Raw genomic sequence first — 25,225 nt, 5'->3', positions numbered from 1 at the left:
GACACCTTTAGTGTTCTTGTGGGGTCGGTGCGGGGTCGTTCAGCGGGGCGGCGTTGTTATTGATCTGCACCGGCGAGCCGTTTTTGAGCTTCATCTGGCCGCTGGTGATCAACAGGTCGCCTTCCTTCACGCCGGACAGGATGGCGACCTGGTCGCCACGGGTAGGCCCGGTCTTGATGAAGGCTTGTTGCGCCGTCAGCTCTTCTTCACCCTTGTCGTTGGTGTGCGGTGTGGCGATAAAAACCGTGGTGCCGTAAGGGTTGTAGGTGACCGACGTCTGCGGAGCGGTGAGGTAGCGCTGTGGCGTGCCGGACTCGACGATGGCCCGGGCAAACATTCCGGGCACCAGGCTTTGTTTGGGATTCTCGACGGTCGCTTCTACGGTGACGTTGCGCGTGGTTGAGTCGAACTGAGTGTCGATGGTGCTGATTCGCCCCGTGAAGGTTTGATTGGAGAGGCCATCAGCGGTCACCGCGACATTTTGGCCAATGGCAATTTCCTCCAGCTGGGTCTGTGGCACGGTGAAGTCGATGTAGATCGGATCAAAGGTTTGCAGCGTGGCTATTTTGTCGCCGGGGTTAAGGTATTGACCGGGGTTGACGCTGGTAATCCCGATACGTCCGGCAAACGGTGCGCGAATGGTTTTTTTCGCTACTAACGCCCGTTGTTGTTCCGCAGCGGCGAGCTTGGCCTTCAGGTCGGCGCTGTCAGTGTCAACTAGGGCTTGCGACACGGCGTTCACCGCGAGTTGGGCCTTGTCGCGCTTGAGGACGATGACTGCCAGGTCGGCAGTGGCCTCAAGCGAGTGCAGTAGCGCGATGTCCGAGTCGGCGTTCAACTGCACGAGCAGCGTCTGTGCCGCAACCTCTTGTCCGGGCTTGAAGCCGATGGTGCGCACAATGCCGCCCACTTCGGTGGTTACATCAACCCCTCTTACTGCCTTCATCGATCCCACGGCAGAGACACTGGGTTGCCAGTCGTCGAACGGCACGTGCATGGCCGTCACCACGGAGGCGGGCAAGGGCACCTTCGACTGTGCGATCAGCGCTGAAATCTGGGTGAATTTGACCCCGGCAATGATCGCCACAATCACCAGTACCACTCCGACCATGATCAGCATCGGCCGCCACAACCGACGTTTACGTGGCCCGCCCGGTGCACTGGGCTCGGGTGGCAGGGGAGAGGCAGTCTTGACGTCAGCCATGGGGGGTTCTCACTGTTTCAATCGTTCAATTCAGTCCAGCCGCGCCGCATTGGCAGGTGCAGCCTTTTTGTTGGCAGGCGGCATGATCTCTTGCCAAGACGGCAGGCCGAAGCGATCGGGACTGCCAGCCGTGGCAGGGTCCACGTCAGCGCGATTCCACCAGCCGCCACCCAGTGCCTGGAACAGGGCGGTGGTATCGCTGTATCGAGCAGCCTGGGCCTTGACGCGCGCAAGCACGGTGTTCTGGTAGGTTTGTTGGGCCGTGAGCAGGTTGATGTAAGCCACTGCCCCGAGTCGGAACTGTGCTTGTACCAGGCCGAGGTTAGCTTGCGCTGAACGTTCAGCCACCACCTGCTGGTTGAGCGCATCAGCGTCGGCTTCCAGCGCTCGCAGTGCATTGGCCACATCCTGGAATGCGGCAATCACCGTGCCGCGGTACTGGGCCGCCGACTCGTCATAGGCGGCCACGGCTGCGCGTTTACGATGCTCGAGTGCACCGGCATCAAATATTGGCTGGGCAATCGACCCGGCGAGGCTCCAGACGCCACTGCCTGCCGAGAACAACCTGGTTCCGCTGGCCACGGTAGAGCCCAATGATCCGGTGATACTGAACTGTGGCAGCTGGTTGGCGATAGCCACGCCAATATTGGCGCTGGCCTGATGCAGTTGAGCTTGCGCAGAACGCACATCCGGCCGCTGGCCGACGATTGCCGAGGGGAGACTGAGTGGCAGTTGTTCCGGCAAGTGCAAAGAAGCCAGGTTGAAACGCTCGTCCTGATCCTGATTGGGAAACCGCCCAAGGTAGGCCATCAACTGATTGCGGGTCTGCGCCAATTGCTTTTGCAGGGGCGGCAAGGTGGCGCGTGTTTGTGCCAGCGCGGTCTCCTGCGTGAGGACGTCAGTATCGCCAATCGCGCCCAGTCGCCGCTGCGCGTGCAGAAGGTCGAGCTGGTCGCTCTGCAGCCGGATGATTTCTTCGGTGGCTGCCACCTGATCGCGTACAGACGCCAGGCTGACCGCGGTATTGACCACATTGGAGGTCAATGTGAGGTACGTCGCCTCCAGTTGGAAACGCTCGTACTCGGCTTGCGCCGTAGAAGATTCGATTTGCCGTCGGGTGCCGCCAAACACGTCCGGGGCATAGGAAATGCTCAGCGACGCAGAGTTCAGCGTGAGAATGGATGACGACGGTGCCCCTGTCGTGACCCCCGATATTTTCTCGCGGGTTTTCGACACATTGCCGGTTATGGAAGGGAACAGCGACGCTTGGTCGGCATAAACCAGTTCGTTAGCCTGGCGCAATGCCGCTTGTGCGGCGCTGACATTCGGGTTGGCGTGCATCGCTTCTGCCACCAGGGCATTGAGTGCCGGTGAGCGGAACAACGTCCACCACTGTCCGGGGATATCCATCCCGGCAATCAGCTGTTGTGCCGCGCCGCCAGCGTCGACATCAGCCTGGGCGGTGGTGGTGAGCTGCTTTCGGGAATAGTCGGCATTTGCGGCCACATCAGGGCGAACAAAGTCGGGCCCCACGGTACAACCCGCTAGGGCAATGCACAGCAGACTCAACGGCGCCAGAAAATGTGACTGTCGAAAAATCGCGCAGATGTGCATCACCTGTCGCGAACCCGATGCACACTGGCGAGGCAGCTCTTTCATAATCACTCTGATAATCAGTGGGTTAACTACTTTGATGAGCGATGCGCGCGCGTGCACCAAGCCGCCCCCTGAAACAGCAGCGGATGACTGGATCCAAGTCACGATGAACAGATGGGATAAACGTTAATTCAAGAGTGGCGCAACCGCCAATAGAGGAAATCTTTATCGAACGATATTGAACGAGGTTTCTTGCTATGTTGCAGAGGAACAACTCAGTGTCGAAACAGCGCCCAGGTTATCGATGTGGCGGCCTGTGCAGCAGGCATGGGGCCTATCATGATAATCACGTTTTTCGGCGTTGCACGTATTCAAAAACCGGTGGTCGTACATAGTCAGTGCAATGCAGTACATCCAGCATAAGCCCAAGGCAGATCGCGTTGCCAAAGGCCAAACCGCAGCAATGAGGGCTATGACATGAAAGTTCTGATGGTTCTAACGTCCCACGATCAACTGGGGGACACGGGCTTGAAAACAGGATTCTGGCTTGAAGAGTTCGCAGCGCCTTACTACGTCTTCAAGGATGCCGGGGCCGAGGTGGTGTTGGCGTCGCCAGCAGGTGGTCAGCCACCGCTGGACCCAAAGAGTGAACTGCCGGATTTCCAGACTGACATGACCCATCGATTTAACGCTGATCCTGCCGCACAGCAGGCCTTGGCGACCACCGTCAAGCTGGATACGGTGAGCGCTAAAGACTTTGACGCCGTGTTCTACCCGGGTGGGCATGGCCCTCTGTGGGATCTGGCCGAGTCGAAGACGTCTATCCACCTGATCGAATCCTTCGAACGCTCTGGCAAGCCCATTGGTTTTGTCTGCCACGCACCGGGAGCGCTACGTCATGTGAAGGCCGCGGACGGCGCACCGCTGGTTAAAGGGCGCCGGGTCACCGGTTTCACCAATGGTGAGGAAGCGGCAGTAGAACTGACCGATGTCGTGCCATTTTTGATCGAGGATGAGTTCCAGAGCCTGGGTGGGCATTATGAAAAAGGGCCGGATTGGGCCCCCTTCGTGATTGAAGATGGCAAGCTGATCACCGGTCAGAACCCGGCGAGTTCTGAAGGTGTTGCCAAAGCACTGGTCGCCCAACTGAAGTAACCACTGACAGCGTCCGGGCTTGTAGAGCAGTCCGGGCGCCGCGGGTGTCCCCCTCATTAAAGAGAGCCGTCATGATCACACTTCACCACCTCAACGCGTCCCGATCGCTGCGTATACTTTGGTTGCTTGAAGAAATTGGCGAGCCTTACACCCTGATCCGCTATCAGCGCGATCCGGTCACTCGTCTCGCGCCTGCCTCGCTGAAGAATATTCATCCGCTGGGCAAGTCACCGGTGATTGAATTTGACGGGCAGGTGCTCGTTGAATCAGGCGCCATTGTCGAATACCTGATCCGCCGGTTCGCGCCCCAGCTGGAGCCCGCGTTCAATTCACCGGATTATATTCAGTACCTGCAATGGATTCACTTTGCGGAAAGTTCGGCGATGGTGCCGGTGCTACTCAAGCTATTTACCCAGTTTGAGATCAACGCCGGGACTCAATTGAAATTCCTCGACGGCTACACCCAGACCGAGTTTGAGAAGGTCCTGGGGTTTCTGGACAGTACGCTTGCGAACAGAACCTTTATCGTGGGGGATACATTGTCAGGGGCTGATTTCATGCTGGCTTTTGTCGCCATCACGGTGATCGAGCAGATGAGGGCAGGGGTGCAATATCCTCATGTGCAGGCTTACCTGCAACGTCTGGCTGGACTGGACAGCTGGAAGCGAGCATTAAAGCTGGAGAACTCGCCGCAAGCATAGTTGAGCCATACGCACCCCGGTGAGATGAGCTCCATAGCCTGGGTAGAATTGCCGCTAACAACGCGGCAATTTCCCGGTCAACTTATCTGTAGCGTTCAAGCCAGTGAGCGTAGGGCGCAGGGAGCGTCCAGGAAGCCTTTTCAACCCCCAACTCTTTGGCTGCAAAGTACGGCCAGTGCGGATCAGCCAAGTGAGCCCGGCCCACTGACACCAGGTCCAGCTGGCGAGATTCGATAGCGGCTTGTGCCAGTTGCGGAGTACCAAAGCCCCATGCAGAAGTCACCGGCAGGCCCGACTCGCGACGCACGCGCTCGGCGATAGGGCCCAGAAAGGCGGGACCCCAAGGAATATTGGTCTGCGCGATAGTGAAGCCTACACTGACGCTCAACAGGTCAAGCCCGCCGTCCTTGAAGCGCCGCGCCAATTCAATCGATTCAACCAGCGTTTGCTCATCACGCCCGTCATACTCGATCACCCCGAAACGAGCCGTCAGTGGCAGGTTCTCTGGCCAAACTTCACGCACGGCTGCCAACGTCTCAAGCAGGAACCGACTACGGTTTTCAAAGCTGCCGCCATACTCGTCGGTGCGCTGATTGGAGTGTTCCGAGAAGAAGCTTTGACCCAGATACCCGTGTGCGAAGTGCAGCTCGATCCATTCAAAACCGGCGTCACGGGCCCGGCGTGCAGCATCGACGAAGTCCTGGCGCACCCGGGCAATGTCTTCCAGGGTCATTTCCTGGGGGACTTTCGGCAGATTGCCGCCGAACGCGATGGGAGAGGGGGCGATGGTCTTCCAGCCATTTGGATTGCCATCCGCGAAGTGATCATCGCCTTCCCAAGGACGGTTAGCGCTGGCCTTGCGTCCGGCATGGGCTATCTGAATGCCAGGCACAGAACCGGCAGCCTTGATCGCTTTTACCATGGGCACGAACGCCTGGGCATGGGCATCGCTCCAGATGCCGGCGCAGCCTGGCGTGATACGCCCTTCGGGAGATACGGCTGTTGCCTCGACTACAACCAGACCGGCGCCGCCCCTTGCCAAACTGGCCAGGTGGACCAAGTGCCAATCGTTGACCATGCCGTCATCGGCCATGTACTGACACATCGGCGGAATGGCGATACGGTTTCTTAAGGTGACGTCCTTCAACGTGTACGGTTCGAATAGTGCAGACATGTCATGGCTCCTGGAAAGTTTGTTTCGCTTGTTCGATAGTATTCGAAATATGGCATTCATTGAAAGCGTTCGTTATCATCGCCACATGCGCACCTTCAAACATCCAGTTCCATCCGATTTCATCCTCGAGCGTTTGCTTTACGCCCTGAGCGACCCTGTTCGTTTCGAGATTGTCCGGTATCTTGCGGGCGTCGCTGAAGCATCGTGCGGCGAGCTGGACGGCGGTCGCCCCAAGTCCAGCATGTCCCATCACTTTCGAGTCTTGCGCGACGCCGGGCTTGTTCACACGCGAAATATCGGTACTACGCACATGAACTCGCTGCGGTCGGAGGAGCTCAATCTGCGTTTCCCGGGCTTGCTGGATTGCATTCTTTCCCAGGCCTGAGTTACTGACGACGCATCATCAGCAGTGCAACGATGACAGCGAGTGCGGCGATCAGGGTGGCGATAATGCCGATCGAGCCCAGACCATAGTGACCGATGCCGACCCCACCAAGGATTGCGCCCAGGCCGATGCCGGCGTTGGCTGCCGATATATTCAGGGTCGCAGCCAAGGCCTGAGATTGCTCACCGGCCTGCATCACTCGCACCTGACACACCACGAATAGCGCGGTGTAACCGATACCCCACGCCACCAACGCAACGGTCAACCAAAGGTGATGAGGTGCAAGCGGTACGGCCGCCAGCATCCCGGCACCGGCCAGCACCAGAAACACCACCATGGCAGCCAGCGGTTTGCGGTCTACCATACTGCCGCCCAAGTGGTTACCAACCATGCCGATCGCGCCGAAGCCCATCAGCCACCAGCCCACCTGGCCAGCAGGAATGCCGCCGAGTCGTTCAAGGATGTCTGCAAGGTAGGTATAGGCGGTGAACAGAGCGGTAAAGCTCAGGACCGACAGCAGCAAGTGAGCCAGAAAACGTGGTTGGCGCAAGATTGCCGTCTGTTTCTGGTCAGGGTGCGATTTTTCGGTGACCGGCAGCTTTGGCATCACCAGATGCATCAGGATGCCAATCAGCAGGGAGACGGCTGCCAGGATCCAGAAGCTGCCGCGCCAGCCCACCGTGTCAGCTGCCAAGGTACCCAGCGGCACACCAAACACCAGTGCGGCGGTAATGCCCAAGTAAACGCGGCCTACAGCTTTACCCGACTGCCCAGGCCCTGCGAGTTGGCCTGCAGTCTCGCTGGCCGTGCCCCAGAAAACCGGTAACGCCAGGGCAGGGATAAATCGAGCCACAGCCAGCACCCAGATATTGCTGGACACCGCTGCCAGAACGTTGGATGCCGCGAACACCATGAGAATGATGGTGAACAGCTTTTTGCGCTCGACATGCGCCAGCCTGGCCGTGAGTACGGGCCCGAATAACATTACGGTAAAGGCAAACAGCGTAACGACCTGACCAGCCAGGGCGATAGAGATATTCAGGTCTCGTGACAGGGCTGGTAGCAGGCCGACGATCAGGAACTCGGTGGTCACGATAATAAAGGCTGCGACCGCCATAATCAGAATCTGAAGTCCTGAACGTGATGTTTCGGCAGGGGCCAATGTGGCACTTGCCGCAGATGAGGACTGCATGTCGCTTAACTCCAGAATAGGTTTTGATATAGCCTATTGGAGAAACTGAGCTTGATCTTTGCTGAATTCTACTGAGTGAGTGGAATTTAATTCATCAATTGGAGTGGTGATGTTTTCGTCTGAACGCCTTAAGGGTATTGATGTTTTTGTTATCGTTGCCGATCTGGGCAGCTTTACGGCGGCCGCTGGCCGCCTGAACCTGACCAACTCTGCCGTCAGCAAGAGCATTGCCCGACTCGAAGGGCGGCTCGGCACCCGTTTGTTTCAGCGCACCACGCGTCGCTTGTCACTGACCGACGCGGGAGAAACCTTCTACCGTACGTGTACGGCGGTGCTTTCGGATCTGGAAGAGGTTGAAATAGCGCTGACCTCGACCCAGACCGAACCTCAGGGCAAGGTGCGTATTGACCTGCCAGCTTCTTATGGAAGGCTTCATGTCCTGCCGCTAATTCTGGATTTCATGAAGCTGCACCCACGGCTGTCACCGCATGTGTCGTTCTCGGATCGTTACGTCGACCCGGTCCACGAAGGTATTGATATTGTTGTCAGGATCGGCGGCTCGGATGCGTGGCCTGCCTCTATAGGGCACCGTTTTTTCGGCACGCCGAAGCTGGTTTTTTGCGCATCACCCGATTATCTGCTCCGCTACGGGCAACCCCAGTCGGAGTCGGACCTGGATGCACACCTTTGCGTGGGTTATGGGCAGAACGACGGGATGGCGATCCCCTGGTATTTCAAAGGCCGTCAGCAGGGTGATAAGGAGCGCAGGATCATGCACCCCCATATTGCCGTGGGGGACGGTGAAGGAGAGGTGATGGCAGTATTGGCCGGGCTTGGCATCGCCCAACTGCCTACCTGGCTGGTGCAAGCGCATTTGAACACGGGAGCGCTGGTGGAGGTTTTGCCTCATCTGGCCACGGAAGGTCTTCCGATGAATTTGGTATGGCTAAAGAGCCGCGAAGCGCTGCCAAAAGTCAGTGCTTTAATCGAATATCTGGGGGCTAATCTTACTCCAGCAGGGCGTCGCTGAGAGAAAGAGCGGGTTTAAGGTTAAAGTGCTCGCCGATGTCTGTTCATAAGGACCTTGCACTCGATTCGCGTAGTCGCACCAAGCGGTTCCAGCAAACGAACAGGGCAAAAAAACGCAAAACAATCGATATTTGAAGAATGAATCGTCCGCTGTTTGTTTCTCTAGATGGGCCCAAAGGAACCGGCAAAACCACACTGTTGGAGGCCGTTACGAAAGCACTGAGGGCCGATAACAAAAAAGTGATCCGGCTTTGCGAGAAAAAAAGCGACCCCGGCAGGGCTGAAACGATGACCCTCGTTAACGCATTCGCCAGAAATCCCACCCGGGATTTAGAGTTAAGGGTGTGTGAACGCTTTGCTGATAGCCGTGCCTGGATTTCCCGGCACGTGCTGACTAAACAACCCCCCGATAGCATCATCCTGATCGATCGCTGGTATCCGTCTGATGCCGCTTTTCGCCGGATACTCCCGTTCGCAGAAATTCTGCAATTGAACATTGAACGAAATGTGCGAGTGCCCGACCTGCATGTCGGGGTTGTCACCGCACCTGAACTTTCATGGGCGAGGGCGGCAGCGCGGCGACGGGGGCTAAGCAGTACGGTGATCCATAAGCTGGAAGAACATGTCGCCTGTACCCAGGCGTTCGAGCAAGCGAGTGCAGATCACGGCTGGGTTGTATGCCGTAATGAAGGGACCATCGAAGACGCGACGATGCAGGTTGTTTCCGAGATTTACAGGGCCCTGCGTTGAGCCCCGGGAGTTGGCTTCCACGCGAGGTGTTTATCACGAGATTGGTCACGCGACACTAGCCTGGTTGCCTCAGCTGTTCTGTCTTCGCCCCCTCGCGGCACTTATATAAAGCTCTCCCGGAGTGACAATTTCAGGCTGTATCCGGATGGTTGAGCGTGCCCCGCTAAACTTTAAATAAACAGTTGTTTGATTTTCTAACCCCTCTGGCACGGTCCTCTCAGGATAGTCCTGAGGGTTTATTCTAGCTTGCATAGAGATCATACCATCATCACAGTATACAATTGGAAAGGGTCGTGTTAGAAATTTGCCTAAGCCATCGCTTGATCACGAGCCAGGCCTAAGGTCGGATCGCTGCTTTATAGCGACCATAATAAGAAATCACCTCATCACACCAGTCGTGACGCACTTCATGACCGTAGATGAGTCGGAGAAACGACATGTCCATTGTCTGCGCATCACTTAGCGCCGAAAAATCGGCCATCCGCAAAATATCGCTGCGCCTGGTGCCTTTTGTGGGCCTCATGTTCTTCATCAACTTTCTTGATCGCACGGCGATTTCTTTCGCCGGTCCTAATGGCATGACACAGGACTTGGGCCTGACCATTGCGCAGTTCGGGCTGGCATCCGGGATTTTCTTTATCGGTTATATCCTGCTGGAAATTCCGAGCAATCTCGCTTTGCACCGCTTCGGAGCCCGCAAGTGGCTGGCGCGGATCATGGTGTCCTGGGGAGTGGTGTCCTTGCTCTTCACCTGGGTTAGCAGTGTCGAAGGGTTGTACGGGCTGCGCTTGTTGCTCGGGATCGCCGAAGCTGGCTTCTTTCCCGGCGCCATCCTGTTCCTCAGCCTGTGGGTCCCTTCGCGCTACCGCAGCAAGATCCTCGCGCTGTTTTATCTGGCTCAGCCGTTGACAGTGGTCATTGGTGCGCCGCTGGCAGCCTGGTTGATCGGACATGACGGCCTGTTCGGACTGGCTGGCTGGCGCGTGATGTTTCTCGGCGTGTCACTGCCGGCGATTCTTGTCGGATTCATTGCCTGGTATTACCTGGTCGATCGTCCATCGGAAGCCAAATGGCTGAACGCCGAAGAGAAAGCCTGGTTGGTCGGTGAGCTTGAACGCGAGCATGGCGAGACTCAATCTAGTGCGGGCCATCCGGGTGTCGGACGCGCCATGCTTAATGGCCGGGTGTGGATGCTGTGCCTGATCTACTTCGGCTTCATCTACGGCCTCTACGCTTTGTCATTCTTCCTGCCGACTATCATTGGCGGCTTCCAGGCCCAGTTCGGCACCACTTTCACGGTGTTCGAAAAAGGCCTGATCACCGCGATTCCTTATTTGCCTGCCGCGGTCGCGCTGTATCTATGGTCGCGAGATGCCACCCGCAGAGGCTGTCGCACTTGGCACATTGCGCTACCGGCGCTGACCGGTGCCGTGAGTATCCCGCTCGCCCTGGCTATGGCTTCGCCGGCGGCCACGGTGGCGGTGGTAACGATTACCGCTTGTTCGATCTTCGCTGCACTGCCGAACTTCTGGACCTTGCCAACTCGATTCCTCACCGGTGCTTCAGCGGCTGCCGCGGTGGCGTTGATCAATACAGTGGGCAACGTGGCAGGTTTTTCTGCTGGCTTCGTCACCGGAATGCTCAAGGAAAGTACTGGCGATTACACCGTGCCGATGTTCGTTGTCGGCGGGCTGATGCTGATGTCGGCCGTGCTTATGGTTGCTTTGGGCAGCGAGCGCCGGGCAGTTTCCGTGACGCCGCCCACCCCCACCCGTCAAGCGCTACAGGGAGAGTAAGTAATGACTCGTTTGTTTAATAAACCTTCGGCGTTTGCCAGCGAGCTGGTGCAAGGTTTCGTCGCGGTGCATGGCGATAAAGTTCGTCAGGTTCCCGGTGGCGTCGTACGTAGTACCCGCAGTGAGCCGGGCTCCGTGGCGGTGGTAATCGGCGGCGGTTCCGGTCATTACCCGGCCTTCGCCGGCTTGGTCGGCCAAGGCCTGGCCCATGCGGCGGTCATGGGCAATTTGTTTGCTTCACCGTCCGCGCAGCAGATCTACAACGTTGCGCGTGTCGCCCATAAGGGCGGCGGCGTGTTGCTGGGCTACGGCAACTACGCAGGTGACGTGCTGCACTTCGGTCTGGCCAGGGACCGTCTGCTGGCCGAGGGCATTCAGTGTGAAGTGATAGCCGTGACGGATGACATTTCCAGCGCCGGCAGCGACGAACTGCACAAGCGACGCGGTATCGCTGGCGATCTGGTGGTGTTCAAGGCCGCCTCGGCCGCGGCCGAAAGCGGATATGAGTTTTCTGAGGTGGTGCGCGTAGCGCGGCATGCGAATGCCCGAACCCGCTCACTGGGCGTGGCATTTGCGGGCTGTACGTTGCCGGGGGCGCAACACCCTTTGTTCGATGTGCCACCGGGAAAGATGGCTCTGGGCATGGGCATCCATGGCGAGCCGGGCATTGATGAACGTCCGGTTCCCAGCGCTGATGAGCTGGCCGAATTGATGGTGGCGGCGTTGCTCAAGGACTTGCCCGAGGATATTTTTTTGGTAAATGGCCAGCGCGTGGCGGTGATCCTCAACGGTTTGGGCAGTGTGAAATACGAAGAGCTGTTCGTGGTGTACCGGTGCGTCTCTCAATTGTTGAGTGAGGCCGGCCTGCGTGTGGTCGAGCCAGAAGTCGGTGAGCTGGTGACCAGCTTTGACATGGCCGGTGTCTCACTGACGCTGTGCTGGCTGGACGAGGAACTCGAGCGATTCTGGTGCGCTCCGGTATCGACCCCGGCGTATCGAAAAGGCGCAGTGGTGTTGGCTGAAACCTTGGGCGAGTTGGCGTTTCAAGTAATCGAACAGGTGGTCATTCCGGCAGCCAGCGTCAAGTCCAGACGGTCCGCGCAGTGCGTGTTGCAGGCGCTGGAAATGGCCGAGCGCACCGTGCTGCAGCATGCCGATGAACTGGGACGGATCGATGCCATTGCGGGTGACGGTGACCACGGGATTGGCATGCAGCGCGGGGTGATGGCCGCCGTTGCCAGGGCGCGCGAGGTACAGGCACTCAAGTGTGGAGCAGGCACCTTGCTGCGTTTAGCCGCCGATGCCTGGGCTGACCAGGCGGGGGGCACATCCGGTGCCCTCTGGGGGGTGGCATTGACGGCATTGGGCACCACTCTTGGGGATCACCTGGATCCCGATACCGCGCTGGTTGCCGAAGGGGTTCGTCGGGCTAGCCAGGGGATAATGCATTTTGGCAAGGCACAGGTGGGCGACAAGACCATGGTCGATGTGCTGGTTCCATTCAGCCAGTCGCTGTGCGAATCAGCGCAGTCTGCACTGGAGCTCGGAGAGGCCTGGGGCATCGCCGCCAAAGTCGCGCAAAGAGCCGCTGCCGACACCGCTCAATTACGGCCGCGCATTGGCCGTGCACGGCCGCTCGCCGAGAAAAGCCTCGGCACACCCGACGCAGGTGCGGTTTCCCTTTCCCTGATTATCAATGCGATCGAGCCGTTGCTACGCGTCGGCCTTCGAGCGCCAAACCTTGCCGAGGAGACAGTCCATGGGTGAAAAATTACGCATTGTAATTGGTTGCGATGACGCCGGTTACGAATACAAGGAAGCCCTCAAGCGCGATCTGATGGCGAACCCGGCCGTAGCGTCGGTCGACGATATTGGCGTAGACAGCCAGAGCCATACGGCTTATCCCCTGATAGCAATAGCGGCAGCCGAAAAAGTCGCGGCAGGGCAGGCCGACCGAGCATTGCTGATTTGTGGTACTGGTCTGGGGGTGGCGATCGCCGCCAACAAAGTCCCAGGCATTCGTGCGGTAACCGCTCACGACAGTTTCTCGGTGGAGCGCGCGATCCTCAGCAACAACGCTCAGGTCCTGACATTCGGTCAACGGGTGATAGGCCTGGAACTGGCACGTCGCCTGCTTAAGGAGTGGCTGACCTATCGCTTTGACGAAAGCTCGGCATCCGCGCTCAAGGTCCAGACCCTGAATGACTATGAACGGGTCAGTGCGCGATGAATCGCCCGGCGGTAACACTCGGGGTCAGCCTGAAGATGTATTTCGGCTACCAGCGAACGCTGCAATGGTGTGCGGCGGTGGCCGAGCAGATCAAACAGCATCCTCAGGTGCGCAGTGGCGCGATTGAAGTGTTGGTGATCCCCAGTTTTCCGATGCTGGCGCCGGCGCTGGAGATTTTCCACGGCATCGCCAAGGTCGGCGCACAAGACGTATTTTGGGAGGACGAGGGGGCCTATACCGGCGAAGTCAGCCCGGCAGTGCTCAAGGAAATGGGTTGTAGCCTGGTGGAAATCGGGCATGCCGAGCGCCGGCGCTATTTCGCTGAAACACCCCGGAGCATTGCCGACAAGACGGCCGCAGCCTGGCGTAACGGTTTGACTCCGATGTTGTGTCTTGGGGAGGAGCACCACGGACGCGTCGAAGAGGCCGTTGAAGTGTGCCTGGAGCAGCTCGAGGCTTCATTGGCCAGTGCGGTGGATGCCGGGCTGCAAGGGGATTTGATTCTGGCGTATGAACCACAGTGGGCCATCGGTGCCAGCCAGCCAGCTTCTTTGGCCTACATCGGCGAGGTTTGCGCAGCTCTCGGCAAGCGGGTCGCCGAGAACGGGCTTGCCGGAACCCGGGTTATCTATGGCGGCAGCGCCGGGCCCGGCTTGCTGACCGCACTTGGCGGTAAGGTTGATGGGTTGTTCCTTGGCCGCTTTGCCCATGACCCGCTGAACTTCGCATCGATTCTCGAAGAAGCGGCGCGACAGTGCGCTGACACAGTCATCGCCAAGGAGGAGGGCAACGTATGGCAATCGGCTTGAGTACCTACTCGTTTTTCTGGCGTGCATCCGAGCGTGTGCCACGCCCCCTGGATCTGCCGATGATGCTGCAGCAGACCGCAGAGCTGGGCGCGGGGGTGTTCCAGATCTGTGATTACAAAGGTCTCGAAGCGCTCTCGCCGCGGGCCTTGCTTGAGCTCAAACACCAAGCAGATGACCTGGGCCTTATTCTCGAACTGGGTACGCGCGGGCTGGAAACCGCGCACTTACGGAAATATCTGGATATCGCCCGAACTCTTGATGTGCGCCTCCTGCGAAGCATGTTCAACAGCAACACGCACCAACCCACCCTTGACGAGGCCGTCTGGCTGTTGGAAACGGTGATGCCGAGCTTTGTCGAGCAGGACGTCAAGCTGGCATTGGAGACTTATGAGCAGGTGCCGACCAGCAGGATTATGCAGGCGATCGAACGTATCGACAGCCCTTGGTTAGGCATCTGTCTGGACCCTGGCAACTGTGTTGCAGCGCTCGAGCATCCCAAGGATGTGATCGACATGACCGCCAGCCGTGTGCTGAACCTGCACGTCAAGGACTTCAGCTTTTCCCGACGCGACGGTTGGGTGGGGTTCACCTTTGCTGGCTGCCCGATGGGCGAAGGCCTGCTGGATTACGACTACATGCGCGGCAAGGTCCAGCCCGACCACAAGCACATCAACCAGATCATCGAACACTGGCTTCCCTGGCAACTCGACGCGGCGTCTACCTGCGCCATGGAAGACCAATGGACGCGACACAACCTGAACTACCTGAATGCCAAGCAAAGCGAGGAATAACCCATGACATACGAACTGAAAAAAATTGCCATTGTGGGCGCCGGCGGGAAGATGGGCATGCGCATTTCCAACAACCTGCAGCACAGCCGTTACAACGTGGCGTACTGCGAAAACTCGCCCCGGGCGCGTGAACAAATCATCGCCGCCGGTCGTGAGCTGGCGGTCACCGATGAGGTGGTGGCTCACGCCGATGTGGTGATTCTTGCGGTGCCCGACGTGGCACTGGAAACTGTCTCCGGGCTTGTAGTGCCGCAGATGAAAAACGGTGCGATTCTGCTGACCCTCGATCCTGCTGCCTCTTACGCCGGGCTGCTGGCGCAGCGTGACGGCATTCACCAGGCAGTCGCTCACCCCTGTCACCCGTCTGTGTTTCTTGAGCGAACCACCAAGGAAGAGTACGCCGATGCTTTCGGTGGCAACGCAGCTATTCAAGATGTTTGCGCCGCTTTTGAGAGCGGTAACGACAAGCAGCGTTCAGAACTGGCCGAGATCATTGGCGTGATGTACGGCCCGGTGGGGGAGGTGCACTGGGTCACTGTCAAACAACTGGCCTATCTGGAACCGACGTTGGTGGAAACCGTGGCCTGCATGGTCGGCAGCTTCATGAAAGAAGCGCTGGATGAAACCATCAACCGCATCGGTGTGCCTGAAGCGGCAGCCAAGGCGATGCTTTACGGTCATATCCAGATTGCCCTGGCAGTGGCATTCCGCAGTACCAACCCGTTCTCCGATGCTTGCCTGATTGCTATCGACTATGGTCGTGAGCAAATCATAAAACCGGATTGGAAGAAAATTTTCGATGAGAAGGAGCTGGACCTGATCATTGCCCGCATGCTCAAGATCGATGCGGTGCGTAAAGCCGACGCTGCCTGATTCAAGCGCATACTCAGCGACGTTCAGCGCTCGGCGGTTAATACCCCGGGCGTTTTTTTTGACCGGTCCGATATCAACAGAGGTATCTATGCAGGACTGCACACCATTGCGCGGGGCTTTGATTGGCTGTGGTTTTTTTGCCCTCAATCAACTGCGTGCTTGGCAGGCGCAGCAGGGCGTTGCGATCGTCGCGCTGTGTGACAGCGATCCCCGGCGGCTGACCGCTTTTGCCGAGTATCAGCCAGATGCAGCGCTGTTCACTGACGCGCAAATAATGCTCGATGAACTGCAACTTGATTTCGTTGACATTGCCACGCCCACTGTAGCCCATAAACCGCTGGTGTTGATGGCGGCGCAGGCCGGGCTTCAGGTGATCTGTCAGAAGCCCTTTGCGGCGACTCTGGAGGACGCCCGACTAATGATTGATGCCTGTGCAGAGCGTGGGGTGAGTTTGACCGTGCATGAAAATTTTCGCTGGCAAGCCGCCATCCGGGCGACCATCGAACAGCTGCGCACGGGCAGCATCGGCACGCCCTTTTTCGGACGTGTCAGTTTTCGCAGCGGCTTCGATGTGTATCGTTTACAGCCCTACCTGGCCAAGACCCCGCGTTTTATCATCGATGACTTGGGCGTGCACGTGCTCGATGTGGCCCGGGCATTATTTGGCGATGTCAGTCGCTTGACGTGTGAAACCCGGCGGGTGAACCCGGCAATCCTTGGCGAAGATGTCGCCACGGTGATGCTGGCCCATGATTCGGGGGTTACCAGCGTGGTGGATTTCAGCTACGCCACCCGGTTGCACAAGGACCCGTTTCCACAAACCTTGCTGGAGATCGATGGGGATGCTGGATCGTTACGGTTGCTGGCCGATTTTCGATTGCAGGTGCATGACATGCAGGGGGGGCTGAGGGAGGTTGACGTGTCCCCGCAGGTACCGGCCTGGAGCGAGGCGCCATGGTCGGCTATTCAGCAGAGTGTATTGAGTCTGCAGAACCAATGGCTGGACCATCAACGCGCAGGCACGGCATGCGAGACCAGCGGTACGGACAATTACAATACTCAGGCGCTGGTCGAGGCGGCTTACCAATCAGCTGAAACCGGCACCACCGTCAAACCCCGACGCTGGAAATGACGCCGTGAGCGCCGTGGGCGGGTAAACCTCACGGCGTATTCACATCGGCGACAGACGTTACTGCATACCGAAACCACCCTCGCGTACCTGATGGCTGTTGTCCTTGGACACCAGCACACAATCTACGGATTGTTTTTCCGGTTTGTCGGTTTTCCCGGTCCGTAGATATTGGTCGGCCTGCTCCATGGCCATTGCTGCCATTTTTGTTGCTTGCTGCAAGCCGGTGGCGGCGATCGGACCTGCGCCTGCAATCTGCCGCACCACGTCGGGGTTGCCGTCGATACCGACCACAATCACCTTGTTGTTGCCCGCGTTTTTCAAGGCTGCGGCTGCGCCAAGGGCCATGGTGTCGTTGCCAGCAAGTACTCCCACAATGTTCGGGTTGGCCTGAATGATCGACTGCATCACGTTATAGCCCTGGGTCTGGTCCCAGTTGGCCGATTGTTGCGCGACCATCTTCATATCGGGAATCTGGTCCAGCACCCGATGAAAACCTTCGGAGCGCACGTGGGCGTTGACGTCGGAGGTGCGCCCGGTCAATTCGACGTACTCGCCTTTAAAACCGACCTGCTCGGCGAAAAACTCAGCCACGGAGGTTGCACACTGAGAGTTGTTGGAGACGATTTGTGCCGTTGCGATGCCATTGGCGTTGACTTCGCGGTCGATCAGAAAGGTAGGTATTCCTGCTTCTTTAGCCCGTTTCACCGCAGCGATGGACGAATCCGAGCCGGCATTGTCGAGGATGATGGCGCTGGCGTTATCACCGATCGCGGTCTGTACCAGGCGTAATTGAATGTCAGGGTCGTCCTGATGCACCAGTGCGTTGGTGCGGTAACCGAGCTTCTTGGCTGCGGCTTGTGCGGTGTCGGACTCGGCCTTGTAAAAGGCGTTGCTGTGCGACGGCGTGATAATCACGATCAAATGATCGGAAGGTTTGAATTCAACCGCCATGGCACTGGTTGCATAGAGGGCCGCCGACAGTGCGGCCAGCGAGAACAGATGCTCAGAGAAGCTCTTTTTCATTGTTGTTGCCATCCCTTGAAAATCAAGCATTAGAGACTGTTGAACCCTGTGTTTCCTGGGCCTTGGCCTCGCGTTCGGCGCTGGATTTCTCGACGCGCCGCTGCAATTGGTCAACCACTACCGCCAGCACGATGACCGCACCGGTGATCACCGTTTGCCAGAAATCGGAAATACCCACCAGCACCATGCCGTTGCTCAGAACCCCAAGCACAAAGGCGCCAATAATGGTGCCGCCGATGGTGCCCACACCACCGAACAACGACGCTCCGCCAAGCACCACCACGGCGATAGCATTCAGTTCGTAAGACGTCGCAATTGCCGGGTTGGCGGCCCCCAAGCGTGAGGCGATGATCAGCCCGGCCAAGGCAGCACAGAATCCGGAAATAGCGTAGGTCCCCAGCTTCACCCGATTGACACGAACGCCCGACAGCTCGGCTGCGCGCTCATTGCCGCCAATGGCGTACACCTGACGGCCGAACACTGTCTTGCGGCAGATATAGACTGCCACCAGCGTCAGGATGATCATCAGCCAGATGGACACCGGGACCGAGAGTATGCGTGCGGTTCCCAGCAGCAGAAAACCTGTGTTGTTGAGTTCGGCTTGCCCGCCCAGATCACCATAAGTTGCGCCTCCGGATACCAGTTGAGCTGCGCCGCGAGCCATGTACAGCATGCCCAGCGTCATGATGAACGGGGTAACCTTGAGGCGCGTGATAAACCAGCCGTTAATGGCTCCGACCAAAGTCCCCACGGCCAATGTCACCATGCAGATTACCGGGATGCTGCCAAACACCGAGACTCCCAGCCAGGGCAACTGCAGGCCTTCGGCAATCAGGTAGCCGGCAATCATGGCGGCTAGGCCTGCGATGGCACCCACTGACAGGTCTATCCCCGCAGCCAGAATCACGAAGGTCATGCCGATTCCGAGAATCGCGAACACCGCGACTTGTTCCGCGACAATGACGAGGTTGCGTGCCGAGAGAAATGAAGGCGCGATGCTGGAAAAGAGAATGACCAGCAGCATCAGGGCGAGATAGGCCCGCATTTTCAACAGCAATAGCGGCAAGCTGCGTGCGTTTATGGACGGGGTCTTGCGGGCGGGCAATGACATTGATTCAGCCATCATGCGTGTTCCTTGTGAAGGTGCGTGGCCCCGTGCGGGTCTTTGCGAATGACTTGCGAGCAAGCCACCAGGCTGGCCTCGGACAGTTGCTGGCGCGGCAGATTGGCGGTAATCCGGCCCTGACACATCACCAGCACCCGATCGGCACCGCCGAGAATTTCCTTGAGATCACTGGAGGCGTACAAAATGGTCAGTCCATTGCGGGCGAGGCGATCGAGCACCTCGAATAATTCGCGTCGGGCCTTGATGTCGATGCCGCGAGTCGGCTCATCCAGGAGCAATATGTGCGGATCCGTCAGCAGGTTTTTGCCCACCACGACTTTTTGCTGGTTACCACCGGACAGTGACGAGATGGCGACGCCTGCATGTTCAGTCTTGATATGCAGCTCGCGGATGATTCGTGATACGTCGGCGTCCATGGCGGGTGTCGCGAGGCCATACAGACGCTGGTAACGGTTGAGGTTAGGCAGCAGCAAGTTGTCGCGAACCGATGCCCCGGTAACTAGCCCAAGCTTTTGCCGGTCTTCGGGCACCAGGGCGATCCCGGCCTGGATACGTGCGGCGATGTCCTGACGCAAGGGTACTTGCTGTCCGTTGATGTGTATTTCGCCGCCAATGGCTTTACGTAGGCCAATGAGTGTCTCGAACAACTCGGTTCGGCCGGCACCCATCAGCCCATAGAAAGCCACTATTTCTCCGCGCTTGACGCTAAAAGAGACTTTGTTCAGCAACAGCGAACCGCGCTCGCTGGCCACGTCGAGGTCGACGACCCTGAGCGCCTGCGGTGCGTTTTCGTGCACAGAGGGTTCGGCACCGGCGCGCAGCTCAGTGGTCATCTGCTGGCCAATCATCTGTTCCACCAGCCAGCCCACTGTCACGGTGCCTTTAAGGCCGGTGCCGACCAGGTTGCCGTCACGCAGAACGGTGAAGTAGTCGCCGATTTCGATCAGCTCTTCAAGCCGATGCGAGATGTATATGATCGACACCCCTTGCTGCTTCAATTCAGCGATCAGCAAAAAGAGGATTTCCACTTCCGCTTCGCTCAATGAAGAGGTGGGCTCATCAAGGATCAGCACGCGTACGTCACTGACCAGCACTTTGGCGATTTCGACAATTTGCCGTTTACCGATACTCAGGTCCTGTACCAGTGTGTCGACATCGATCTCCTGGCCCATTCGCAACAGCGTGGTGCGGGCCAGTTCGCGCTGTTGGTGGTGGCGTACGTTGCCGAAGCGGCCGCGCAGTTCCTTGCCGATGAACATATTCTCGGCAACGCTGAGGTTTGGGCACAGGTTCAGCTCCTGATGGACGATGCCAATGCCCAAAGCCATGGCTTGCCGGGGGGTGCTTAGGGTCAGCTCGTCGTCGCCGCTGAACAGCTGGCCGGAGGTGGGCTGCTCGATACCCGCAAGAATCTTCATCAGCGTCGATTTGCCTGCGCCGTTTTCGCCGATCAGGACATTGACGCTGGCGTGCACCACATCGAAGTCCACGCCCTTGAGGGCCGTAGTGCCCTGGTACACCTTGCTGATATTGCGCGCCCGCATTGACAACGGTGCGCGGGCAGGGGGGAGTGGCCCAGCCGCTTGCAGATCGTTGGTCATGCCTTACTCCTCCACCGTCAGGCTGATTGGCAGAATTCGGATGGTGGCGGGTGATTGCAGGTTAAACACCCCAGTGAACTCGATGGTCTTGCCTTTCAGTTCCGCTGCCGGCGCAGCGGCGTAAGCCTGAGCCAACGCTTTTCGGTTCAGGGCGGCGGCCACATCGGCGTACTGGGTCTGATTGGTGAAGTTGTTCAGAGACATGTTGGTTGCCACATCGCGTAGCGTGGTGCTGATGACCAGAGGTCCTGCGAGTAGCTGGATTTTTACGGATGCAGGCACCGACCCGGCGGGCAGTTCCAGCTCCAGAAGTCCCATGGGAGACTTGACGTTGACTTCACTGACCTTGGCGCGGGCGCTGACGATAAAGTTCTTTGCCTGACCGTCGTGGGGCACCGAGTAGTCCAAGGCCGCCTGGGCGGGGTTCTGGTTGATGGCGGTAAGCAATTGGGTGAGGTCAACGGTACGTTCAGCCACGACCGTTTCGACATCTCCCGCCCATTGTTGAGTGACAAACTGGTTGGCGTCGAAGCTGGAGAGGGCGAATGTCTGGTTCTGTCCCTCGGCGTTGGCCGCGCGAACGTTGTTCAGAGCGACCTTGCCCGTCACCGGGTCGAGTTTACGGATGCTTATCAACGGACCGTTGAGCGCCGATAACCCAAGTAGGACGGCACAGATTCCTCCTGTAAGAAAGAGGGCTGGCTGGCCGCGCGAAGAAAGGGGCTGACTTTTTCCAGACGACACTAAGCTCATGCAGATCTCCTCGCCTCGGGGCGATTTTTTTGTACTTGTCAGGAGGTTCTATGGTCACTATATATCATCATCATACCAATGGTGATAGCCTCTTTTCATCACCCAAGGTCATTCGGTAAAGCTCGCCGTTTACCAGGTGCCCATCCAATAAAAACACCGGAGCGCGTGTTTATGACGGCAGAAATCTCCCTTCCCCAGCGCCTTTATGGGACCGATCAGGCTGTTACTGCTGCGTTATCGGTGACCGTCGGGTCACTGGCGTTTCGCGTGGAAGGGCAGCAGCTACGCACGCTTCGGGTCAGTGGCTTCGAGGTCTTGCGCAGTGTTGGACTGGTAATCCGCGATGAATTTTGGGGGACTTACTCACTGCAGCAGCACTCATGTGAGATCCAGGCAGATGACCGGCTCTGGCGACAAGTGAGCGAGGGGGTGGTGACCCCTGAAGGCCAAGAGCCTGTGCTGGACTGGTCGCTGGACATGCGCGTGGCCGAACGAGAAGTGTCAGTCAGTGTGCGGCTGCAGGCTCGCAGCGCGTTCACCACTTGCAGGGCGGGTTTGATGGTATTGCATCCGCTCAAGGGCGCGGTGGCGATGCCGGTCCATGTGACCCACAGTGACGGGCAGACCCAGCAGGGTGCGTTTCCCGATCTGATAGCCCCGATCCAACCTTTCTTCGACATCAAGCGTCTGGTTCACTCGCCAATGCCGGGCTTGAGCCTTGAATGGAGCTTTAGTGGTGATGTGTTCGAAATGGAAGATCAGCGCAACTGGTCCGATGCTTCATTCAAAACCTACAACCGCCCGCTGGCATGGCCTTGCCCTTATATCCTGGACGCGGGGGAAACGGTGGAGCAGTGCATCAGTGTGAAGTTGATCGGGCAAGCGCAGGTGCATTCATGAACACAGTAAGCATCCAATACGCCGGGCCAGCGTTGCTTGGGTTTCCAGCTTTGGGCCAAGGGCTTTGGGTGGATCGTTTAAATGACGGCGCCGAAGCTTTGGAAATCATTGATTGGTTGCAGAGCGCACACCTGGAGTTGCTGGTGGACCTGCGCAACGACGGTGCGTTCGATCGACTGGAGCAGGCGCTGCGCGTGTGTGCAAGCAGCGAAACCGACATTTGGCTTCTGGTGGTGGTTGATGACGCGCAACCTCACGCTCAGCTTCGACAATTGGCGGGGCTAATCAATGAGCGGTTTGTTATACGCGGAGTATTGGTTACACCCGCCGCGTATTTGGAAAGCTATCAGCCCGACGGCATATGGCCTTGCGGTATGACGCCTGTAGAGGTCGCGCAACTGGCTCGCGAATATGTGCCGCAGGTGATGATCGGTGCAGGAGTGCCCACGTTTTTCACCGAACTCAATCGATGCCGACCCACCCCAGGCAGCTTCGATTACTTGACACACGCCACGTCGCCGATTGTGCATGCGGCCGACGACGCGTCTATCGTCGAGTCGCTGCAAGCCTTGCCAGATGTGTTTCGTTCTGGAAGAGCACTGGCTGACGGCAAACCTTATCGCCTCACCACTAGCGCTGTCGGCGCATGGCGCAACCCCTATGGTGGGCAACTCACGCCGAACCCCCAGCGCGAGAGACTGACCCTCAGTGATCAGGACCCGCGTCAACGGGGGTTGCTTGCAGCCGTCTGGACACTGGCGCACTACCACGCGGCCCAATGCAGCGGCGTTGACGCGATCGCTTTGTGGGCGGTAAATGAACCCTTCAGCGTGGCGTCGGCGCAACACTATTGGCCGGTTTTTCATGTGATCAAAGGCTTGTCGCTGGCGCGCGGGAGATCGGCATTGGTATTCGAAACGTCATCGCCGGACATCGTTGCGCTAGGATGGTCCGAGGATGGCGGTGAAAACGTCAGACTGTGGTTGGGCAATCTCAGTTGCGAATTGCAAACCTTCGAGATAATCGGTGCAGAGGTGACAGGTTGCACGGTGCTGGATCAGGATAGTTATGTTACGGCGTTGTCAGACCCGCAGTTCATGCAACCCGCGCGGGAATCGCCGGTGCCTACGCTCAAGGCTTGGGCGGTGGCGGTCATCGACTGCCGCTTGACTGTTGAGCCGGCATTATAATCGCGCTACCTTTGCCGACTTTTTAAGCATCCTACGGAGACATATTCGTTAATGTCAGAGATCAAGAAACGCCTGATTCAACGTAAGAAGCTTTCTGACATTGTCTTTGAGCAACTGATCGACCTCATTGAGGAAGAGGGCCTTCAACCCGGCGACCAGATGCCTGCCGAGCGCGAATTAATGGAAACCTTTGGTGTGGGGCGACCCGTTGTTCGCGAAGCTATGCAGCGTCTGGCGGGCATGGGCATGATCACTATCCAGCACGGTGAGCGGGCCAAGGTCGGACAGGTGGACATGAATTCCATGATCGGCCAGATCGATCTGGCTGCACGTCATCTGCTGTCCAGTTCTGCGAAGAATGTCGACCACCTGCGCCAGGCCCGCACGTTCTTCGAGACCGGCCTGGTCAAGATTGCCGCACAGAAGGCCACAACCGCAGACGTGGCAAGGCTGGAAGTGGTGCTGGAGAAAATGCGCAAAGGTCTCAAAACCGATGAGTTCATCCCGGCCGACATGGAGTTCCACAGCGAGATTGCGCGCATTTCCGGTAATCCAATCTATGTTGCCATCTCACGCGCCATCCTCGAGTGGATGGCCGATTACCGGGAAGACATGCTGCGCTTCAAGGGTCGGGAGATGACCGTCAAGGAGCACGAAGTGATTCTGGGCTTTATTAAGGCCAACGATCCTTCAGGCGCGGAGAAGGCGATGCACGATCATTTGGTCGAGCGGGGCGAGGAGTGAGGCTTCTTTGATCGGGCTTCGCCTTTTAGTCATTGGACTGCAGCGCTCTGATGATTCCGGACAGTCGCTCAGGTTTATTGGCCGGAGTAATTGACTCGGCGGCACTGCGACGCCGCTGATCTCCTGCGGCTCATACATCTTGTGATTCAAGCCGGTAGGCGGAATTGCTTGCGTAAGGTCTTGTCGAAGATCCCTGCGGGGGCAAAGCGGCGCAAAAGACTGATTTGTTGAGCTGTCTTTCCGGCAGTGTAGCGATGGCGAGGGCGGACATCAGTCGCCGCTTTCACTACTACCGCGGCCACCACTTCCGGAGGGTCGGCTTTCGGCATTACCTCGGCTAGCAGGGCCCTGAACCCGAGTCGAGCCTGATCGTATTGCTTCAACTGCGAGTCCGGTTCAATGCCGTTTTGATCGAAGACAGTACGCACGAATGCGGGCTCGATGACCGAGACGCGAATACCGAAGGCACGCACCTCATGATCAAGAGATTCTGAATAGCCTTCTATCGCGTGCTTGACCGCCGAATAATGAGCGGAGTAGGGCGCAGGTACCAACCCTAGAATCGATCCCATATTGATGATGCGTCCCTGACCACGTTGCCGCATCGACGGTAATACCGCGTTAGCCATACGGATTACGCCGAACAAATTGACATCGAACAGTGCCTGCACCTGCGGGATCGAGAACTCCTCAGCTCCGCCAAGCAGGCCAATACCTGCGTTGTTAACCAAGAGGTCGATCCGCCCGGTCTGTGCGAGCACAGATGAAACAAGGGCACTGACCGAGTCTGCATCTGTAACATCGCAAGTGAGCAGGGACACCTGCGATGGACTGTCGCCGGCCTTGCGGCTCGTACCGAACACTGTATATCCCGCCTGCACCAAAGCCTCGGCAGTTGCGCGCCCAATACCGGATGATGCACCGGTCACTATCGCCGTTTTTTCGGAAGCTGCACTCATTTGATACCTCAATGGCCAAGGGCTTGATACAACGGATGGGGTGACATTGATTATGATCATAATCTAAGTTGCGTTCCTCATGCTGCATCAGCGATGAGCGGTATTGGGAGGG

The 25,225-nt window shown here is 57.9% G+C and carries 24 protein-coding genes; 15 read left to right on the top strand and 9 right to left on the bottom strand.

Going from position 1 to position 25,225, the window contains the following annotated elements; genetic code table 11:
- Nucleotides 1–7 precede the first annotated feature (7 nt).
- A complete protein-coding gene (locus N7D90_RS12535; RefSeq protein ID WP_261738315.1) occupies nt 8–1,204 on the bottom strand; it encodes an efflux RND transporter periplasmic adaptor subunit in 1,197 nt (398 codons plus the stop codon).
- Between the two features lie 30 nt (nt 1,205–1,234).
- Nucleotides 1,235–2,863, bottom strand: coding sequence for an efflux transporter outer membrane subunit (locus N7D90_RS12530; protein WP_261738314.1), 1,629 nt, complete (start codon nt 2,861–2,863; stop codon nt 1,235–1,237).
- A 414-nt stretch (nt 2,864–3,277) separates the two neighbouring features.
- Here N7D90_RS12530 and N7D90_RS12525 point away from each other — a divergent pair, with 414 nt between their 5' ends.
- Nucleotides 3,278–3,955 carry a type 1 glutamine amidotransferase domain-containing protein gene (locus N7D90_RS12525; protein ID WP_261738313.1) on the top strand — a complete coding sequence of 226 codons (678 nt, stop codon included), beginning with the start codon at nt 3,278–3,280 and terminating at the stop codon, nt 3,953–3,955.
- A gap of 71 nt (nt 3,956–4,026) precedes the next feature.
- Nucleotides 4,027–4,656 carry a glutathione S-transferase family protein gene (locus N7D90_RS12520; protein ID WP_261738312.1) on the top strand — a complete coding sequence of 210 codons (630 nt, stop codon included), beginning with the start codon at nt 4,027–4,029 and terminating at the stop codon, nt 4,654–4,656.
- Nucleotides 4,657–4,738: 82 nt separating this feature from the next.
- On the opposite strand, the gene N7D90_RS12515 is transcribed toward N7D90_RS12520, so the two are convergent.
- Nucleotides 4,739–5,830: an NADH:flavin oxidoreductase/NADH oxidase gene (locus N7D90_RS12515; RefSeq protein ID WP_261738311.1), complete on the bottom strand. Its 1,092-nt coding sequence runs from the start codon at nt 5,828–5,830 to the stop codon at nt 4,739–4,741.
- Between the two features lie 49 nt (nt 5,831–5,879).
- On the opposite strand from N7D90_RS12515, the gene N7D90_RS12510 reads away from it, so the two are divergent.
- A complete protein-coding gene (locus tag N7D90_RS12510; RefSeq protein WP_261738310.1) occupies nt 5,880–6,215 on the top strand; it encodes an ArsR/SmtB family transcription factor in 336 nt (111 codons plus the stop codon).
- Nucleotide 6,216: 1 nt separating this feature from the next.
- Here the strand turns inward: N7D90_RS12510 and N7D90_RS12505 are convergent, their stop codons facing one another.
- Complete coding sequence (locus N7D90_RS12505; protein ID WP_261738309.1) at nt 6,217–7,407, bottom strand: MFS transporter; 1,191 nt, start codon at nt 7,405–7,407, stop codon at nt 6,217–6,219.
- A gap of 109 nt (nt 7,408–7,516) precedes the next feature.
- On the opposite strand from N7D90_RS12505, the gene N7D90_RS12500 reads away from it, so the two are divergent.
- The 9 genes from N7D90_RS12500 (at nt 7,517) to N7D90_RS12460 (ending at nt 16,817) form a co-directional block, all read left to right on the top strand.
- Nucleotides 7,517–8,437 (top strand): LysR family transcriptional regulator, encoded by a 921-nt coding sequence (locus tag N7D90_RS12500; protein ID WP_261742431.1) that lies wholly within the window; start codon nt 7,517–7,519, stop codon nt 8,435–8,437.
- 137 nt (nt 8,438–8,574) lie between these two features.
- Complete coding sequence (locus N7D90_RS12495; RefSeq protein ID WP_261738308.1) at nt 8,575–9,186, top strand: dTMP kinase; 612 nt, start codon at nt 8,575–8,577, stop codon at nt 9,184–9,186.
- 437 nt (nt 9,187–9,623) lie between these two features.
- Entirely contained in the window at nt 9,624–10,982 is a 1,359-nt protein-coding gene (locus N7D90_RS12490; RefSeq protein ID WP_261738307.1) for an MFS transporter, read from the top strand.
- Nucleotides 10,983–10,985: 3 nt separating this feature from the next.
- A complete protein-coding gene (locus tag N7D90_RS12485; RefSeq protein WP_261738306.1) occupies nt 10,986–12,749 on the top strand; it encodes a dihydroxyacetone kinase family protein in 1,764 nt (587 codons plus the stop codon).
- On the top strand, nt 12,742–13,212 hold the full coding sequence (locus N7D90_RS12480; RefSeq protein ID WP_261738305.1) for a ribose-5-phosphate isomerase: 471 nt from the start codon (nt 12,742–12,744) through the stop codon (nt 13,210–13,212). Before N7D90_RS12485 ends, N7D90_RS12480 begins: the two co-directional genes overlap by 8 nt.
- Nucleotides 13,209–14,021, top strand: a complete 813-nt coding sequence (locus N7D90_RS12475; RefSeq protein ID WP_261738304.1) for a triose-phosphate isomerase family protein — start codon at nt 13,209–13,211, stop codon at nt 14,019–14,021. Before N7D90_RS12480 ends, N7D90_RS12475 begins: the two co-directional genes overlap by 4 nt.
- Complete coding sequence (locus N7D90_RS12470) at nt 14,006–14,812, top strand: sugar phosphate isomerase/epimerase family protein (protein WP_261738303.1); 807 nt, start codon at nt 14,006–14,008, stop codon at nt 14,810–14,812. Before N7D90_RS12475 ends, N7D90_RS12470 begins: the two co-directional genes overlap by 16 nt.
- Nucleotides 14,813–14,815: 3 nt before the next feature.
- The gene (locus N7D90_RS12465) at nt 14,816–15,685 is read left to right on the top strand and encodes a phosphogluconate dehydrogenase C-terminal domain-containing protein (protein ID WP_261738302.1); all 870 of its coding nucleotides are present in this window, start codon (nt 14,816–14,818) and stop codon (nt 15,683–15,685) included.
- A gap of 88 nt (nt 15,686–15,773) precedes the next feature.
- Nucleotides 15,774–16,817, top strand: coding sequence for a Gfo/Idh/MocA family protein (locus N7D90_RS12460; RefSeq protein WP_261738301.1), 1,044 nt, complete (start codon nt 15,774–15,776; stop codon nt 16,815–16,817).
- Between the two features lie 57 nt (nt 16,818–16,874).
- On the opposite strand, the gene N7D90_RS12455 is transcribed toward N7D90_RS12460, so the two are convergent.
- The 4 genes from N7D90_RS12455 to N7D90_RS12440 are packed head-to-tail and all read right to left on the bottom strand — an operon-like array spanning nt 16,875 to nt 21,320.
- Nucleotides 16,875–17,840, bottom strand: a complete 966-nt coding sequence (locus N7D90_RS12455; protein ID WP_261738300.1) for a D-ribose ABC transporter substrate-binding protein — start codon at nt 17,838–17,840, stop codon at nt 16,875–16,877.
- A gap of 22 nt (nt 17,841–17,862) precedes the next feature.
- Entirely contained in the window at nt 17,863–18,966 is a 1,104-nt protein-coding gene (locus N7D90_RS12450) for an ABC transporter permease (RefSeq protein WP_261738299.1), read from the bottom strand.
- Nucleotides 18,963–20,567, bottom strand: a complete 1,605-nt coding sequence (locus N7D90_RS12445) for a sugar ABC transporter ATP-binding protein (protein ID WP_261738298.1) — start codon at nt 20,565–20,567, stop codon at nt 18,963–18,965. Before N7D90_RS12445 ends, N7D90_RS12450 begins: the two co-directional genes overlap by 4 nt.
- Before the next feature lie 3 nt (nt 20,568–20,570).
- A complete protein-coding gene (locus tag N7D90_RS12440; RefSeq protein WP_261738297.1) occupies nt 20,571–21,320 on the bottom strand; it encodes a DUF2291 domain-containing protein in 750 nt (249 codons plus the stop codon).
- Between the two features lie 171 nt (nt 21,321–21,491).
- Here N7D90_RS12440 and N7D90_RS12435 point away from each other — a divergent pair, with 171 nt between their 5' ends.
- The 3 genes from N7D90_RS12435 to nanR all read left to right on the top strand — a co-directional run bounded on the left by N7D90_RS12435 (nt 21,492) and on the right by nanR (nt 24,154).
- The gene (locus tag N7D90_RS12435) at nt 21,492–22,220 is read left to right on the top strand and encodes a hypothetical protein (RefSeq protein ID WP_261738296.1); all 729 of its coding nucleotides are present in this window, start codon (nt 21,492–21,494) and stop codon (nt 22,218–22,220) included.
- 68 nt (nt 22,221–22,288) lie between these two features.
- Nucleotides 22,289–23,410: a hypothetical protein gene (locus N7D90_RS12430; protein WP_261738295.1), complete on the top strand. Its 1,122-nt coding sequence runs from the start codon at nt 22,289–22,291 to the stop codon at nt 23,408–23,410.
- A 51-nt stretch (nt 23,411–23,461) separates the two neighbouring features.
- Entirely contained in the window at nt 23,462–24,154 is a 693-nt protein-coding gene (nanR, locus tag N7D90_RS12425) for a transcriptional regulator NanR (protein ID WP_261738294.1), read from the top strand.
- A gap of 146 nt (nt 24,155–24,300) precedes the next feature.
- Here nanR and N7D90_RS12420 read toward each other — a convergent pair whose 3' ends face one another.
- The gene (locus N7D90_RS12420) at nt 24,301–25,113 is read right to left on the bottom strand and encodes an oxidoreductase (protein ID WP_261738293.1); all 813 of its coding nucleotides are present in this window, start codon (nt 25,111–25,113) and stop codon (nt 24,301–24,303) included.
- Nucleotides 25,114–25,225 lie beyond the last annotated feature (112 nt).

The sequence above is a fragment of the Pseudomonas fragi genome (assembly GCF_025426255.1).
GTDB lineage: Bacteria > Pseudomonadota > Gammaproteobacteria > Pseudomonadales > Pseudomonadaceae > Aquipseudomonas > Aquipseudomonas kulmbachensis.
This window is presented reverse-complemented; position numbering and strand designations above follow the sequence as displayed.

Coding starts and splice junctions, on each gene's coding strand:
- N7D90_RS12455 (WP_261738300.1), bottom strand. CDS start 17,840: ATGAAAAAGAGCTTCTCTGAGCATCTGTTCTCGCTGGCCGCACTGTCG.
- N7D90_RS12435 (WP_261738296.1), top strand. CDS start 21,492: ATGACGGCAGAAATCTCCCTTCCCCAGCGCCTTTATGGGACCGATCAG.
- N7D90_RS12510 (WP_261738310.1), top strand. CDS start 5,880: ATGGCATTCATTGAAAGCGTTCGTTATCATCGCCACATGCGCACCTTC.
- N7D90_RS12530 (WP_261738314.1), bottom strand. CDS start 2,863: ATGAAAGAGCTGCCTCGCCAGTGTGCATCGGGTTCGCGACAGGTGATG.
- N7D90_RS12450 (WP_261738299.1), bottom strand. CDS start 18,966: ATGATGGCTGAATCAATGTCATTGCCCGCCCGCAAGACCCCGTCCATA.
- N7D90_RS12495 (WP_261738308.1), top strand. CDS start 8,575: ATGAATCGTCCGCTGTTTGTTTCTCTAGATGGGCCCAAAGGAACCGGC.
- N7D90_RS12420 (WP_261738293.1), bottom strand. CDS start 25,113: ATGAGTGCAGCTTCCGAAAAAACGGCGATAGTGACCGGTGCATCATCC.
- N7D90_RS12490 (WP_261738307.1), top strand. CDS start 9,624: ATGTCCATTGTCTGCGCATCACTTAGCGCCGAAAAATCGGCCATCCGC.
- N7D90_RS12535 (WP_261738315.1), bottom strand. CDS start 1,204: ATGGCTGACGTCAAGACTGCCTCTCCCCTGCCACCCGAGCCCAGTGCA.
- N7D90_RS12440 (WP_261738297.1), bottom strand. CDS start 21,320: ATGAGCTTAGTGTCGTCTGGAAAAAGTCAGCCCCTTTCTTCGCGCGGC.
- N7D90_RS12445 (WP_261738298.1), bottom strand. CDS start 20,567: ATGACCAACGATCTGCAAGCGGCTGGGCCACTCCCCCCTGCCCGCGCA.
- N7D90_RS12460 (WP_261738301.1), top strand. CDS start 15,774: ATGCAGGACTGCACACCATTGCGCGGGGCTTTGATTGGCTGTGGTTTT.
- N7D90_RS12475 (WP_261738304.1), top strand. CDS start 13,209: ATGAATCGCCCGGCGGTAACACTCGGGGTCAGCCTGAAGATGTATTTC.
- N7D90_RS12485 (WP_261738306.1), top strand. CDS start 10,986: ATGACTCGTTTGTTTAATAAACCTTCGGCGTTTGCCAGCGAGCTGGTG.
- N7D90_RS12525 (WP_261738313.1), top strand. CDS start 3,278: ATGAAAGTTCTGATGGTTCTAACGTCCCACGATCAACTGGGGGACACG.
- N7D90_RS12480 (WP_261738305.1), top strand. CDS start 12,742: ATGGGTGAAAAATTACGCATTGTAATTGGTTGCGATGACGCCGGTTAC.
- N7D90_RS12515 (WP_261738311.1), bottom strand. CDS start 5,830: ATGTCTGCACTATTCGAACCGTACACGTTGAAGGACGTCACCTTAAGA.
- N7D90_RS12505 (WP_261738309.1), bottom strand. CDS start 7,407: ATGCAGTCCTCATCTGCGGCAAGTGCCACATTGGCCCCTGCCGAAACA.
- nanR (WP_261738294.1), top strand. CDS start 23,462: ATGTCAGAGATCAAGAAACGCCTGATTCAACGTAAGAAGCTTTCTGAC.
- N7D90_RS12465 (WP_261738302.1), top strand. CDS start 14,816: ATGACATACGAACTGAAAAAAATTGCCATTGTGGGCGCCGGCGGGAAG.
- N7D90_RS12470 (WP_261738303.1), top strand. CDS start 14,006: ATGGCAATCGGCTTGAGTACCTACTCGTTTTTCTGGCGTGCATCCGAG.
- N7D90_RS12520 (WP_261738312.1), top strand. CDS start 4,027: ATGATCACACTTCACCACCTCAACGCGTCCCGATCGCTGCGTATACTT.
- N7D90_RS12500 (WP_261742431.1), top strand. CDS start 7,517: ATGTTTTCGTCTGAACGCCTTAAGGGTATTGATGTTTTTGTTATCGTT.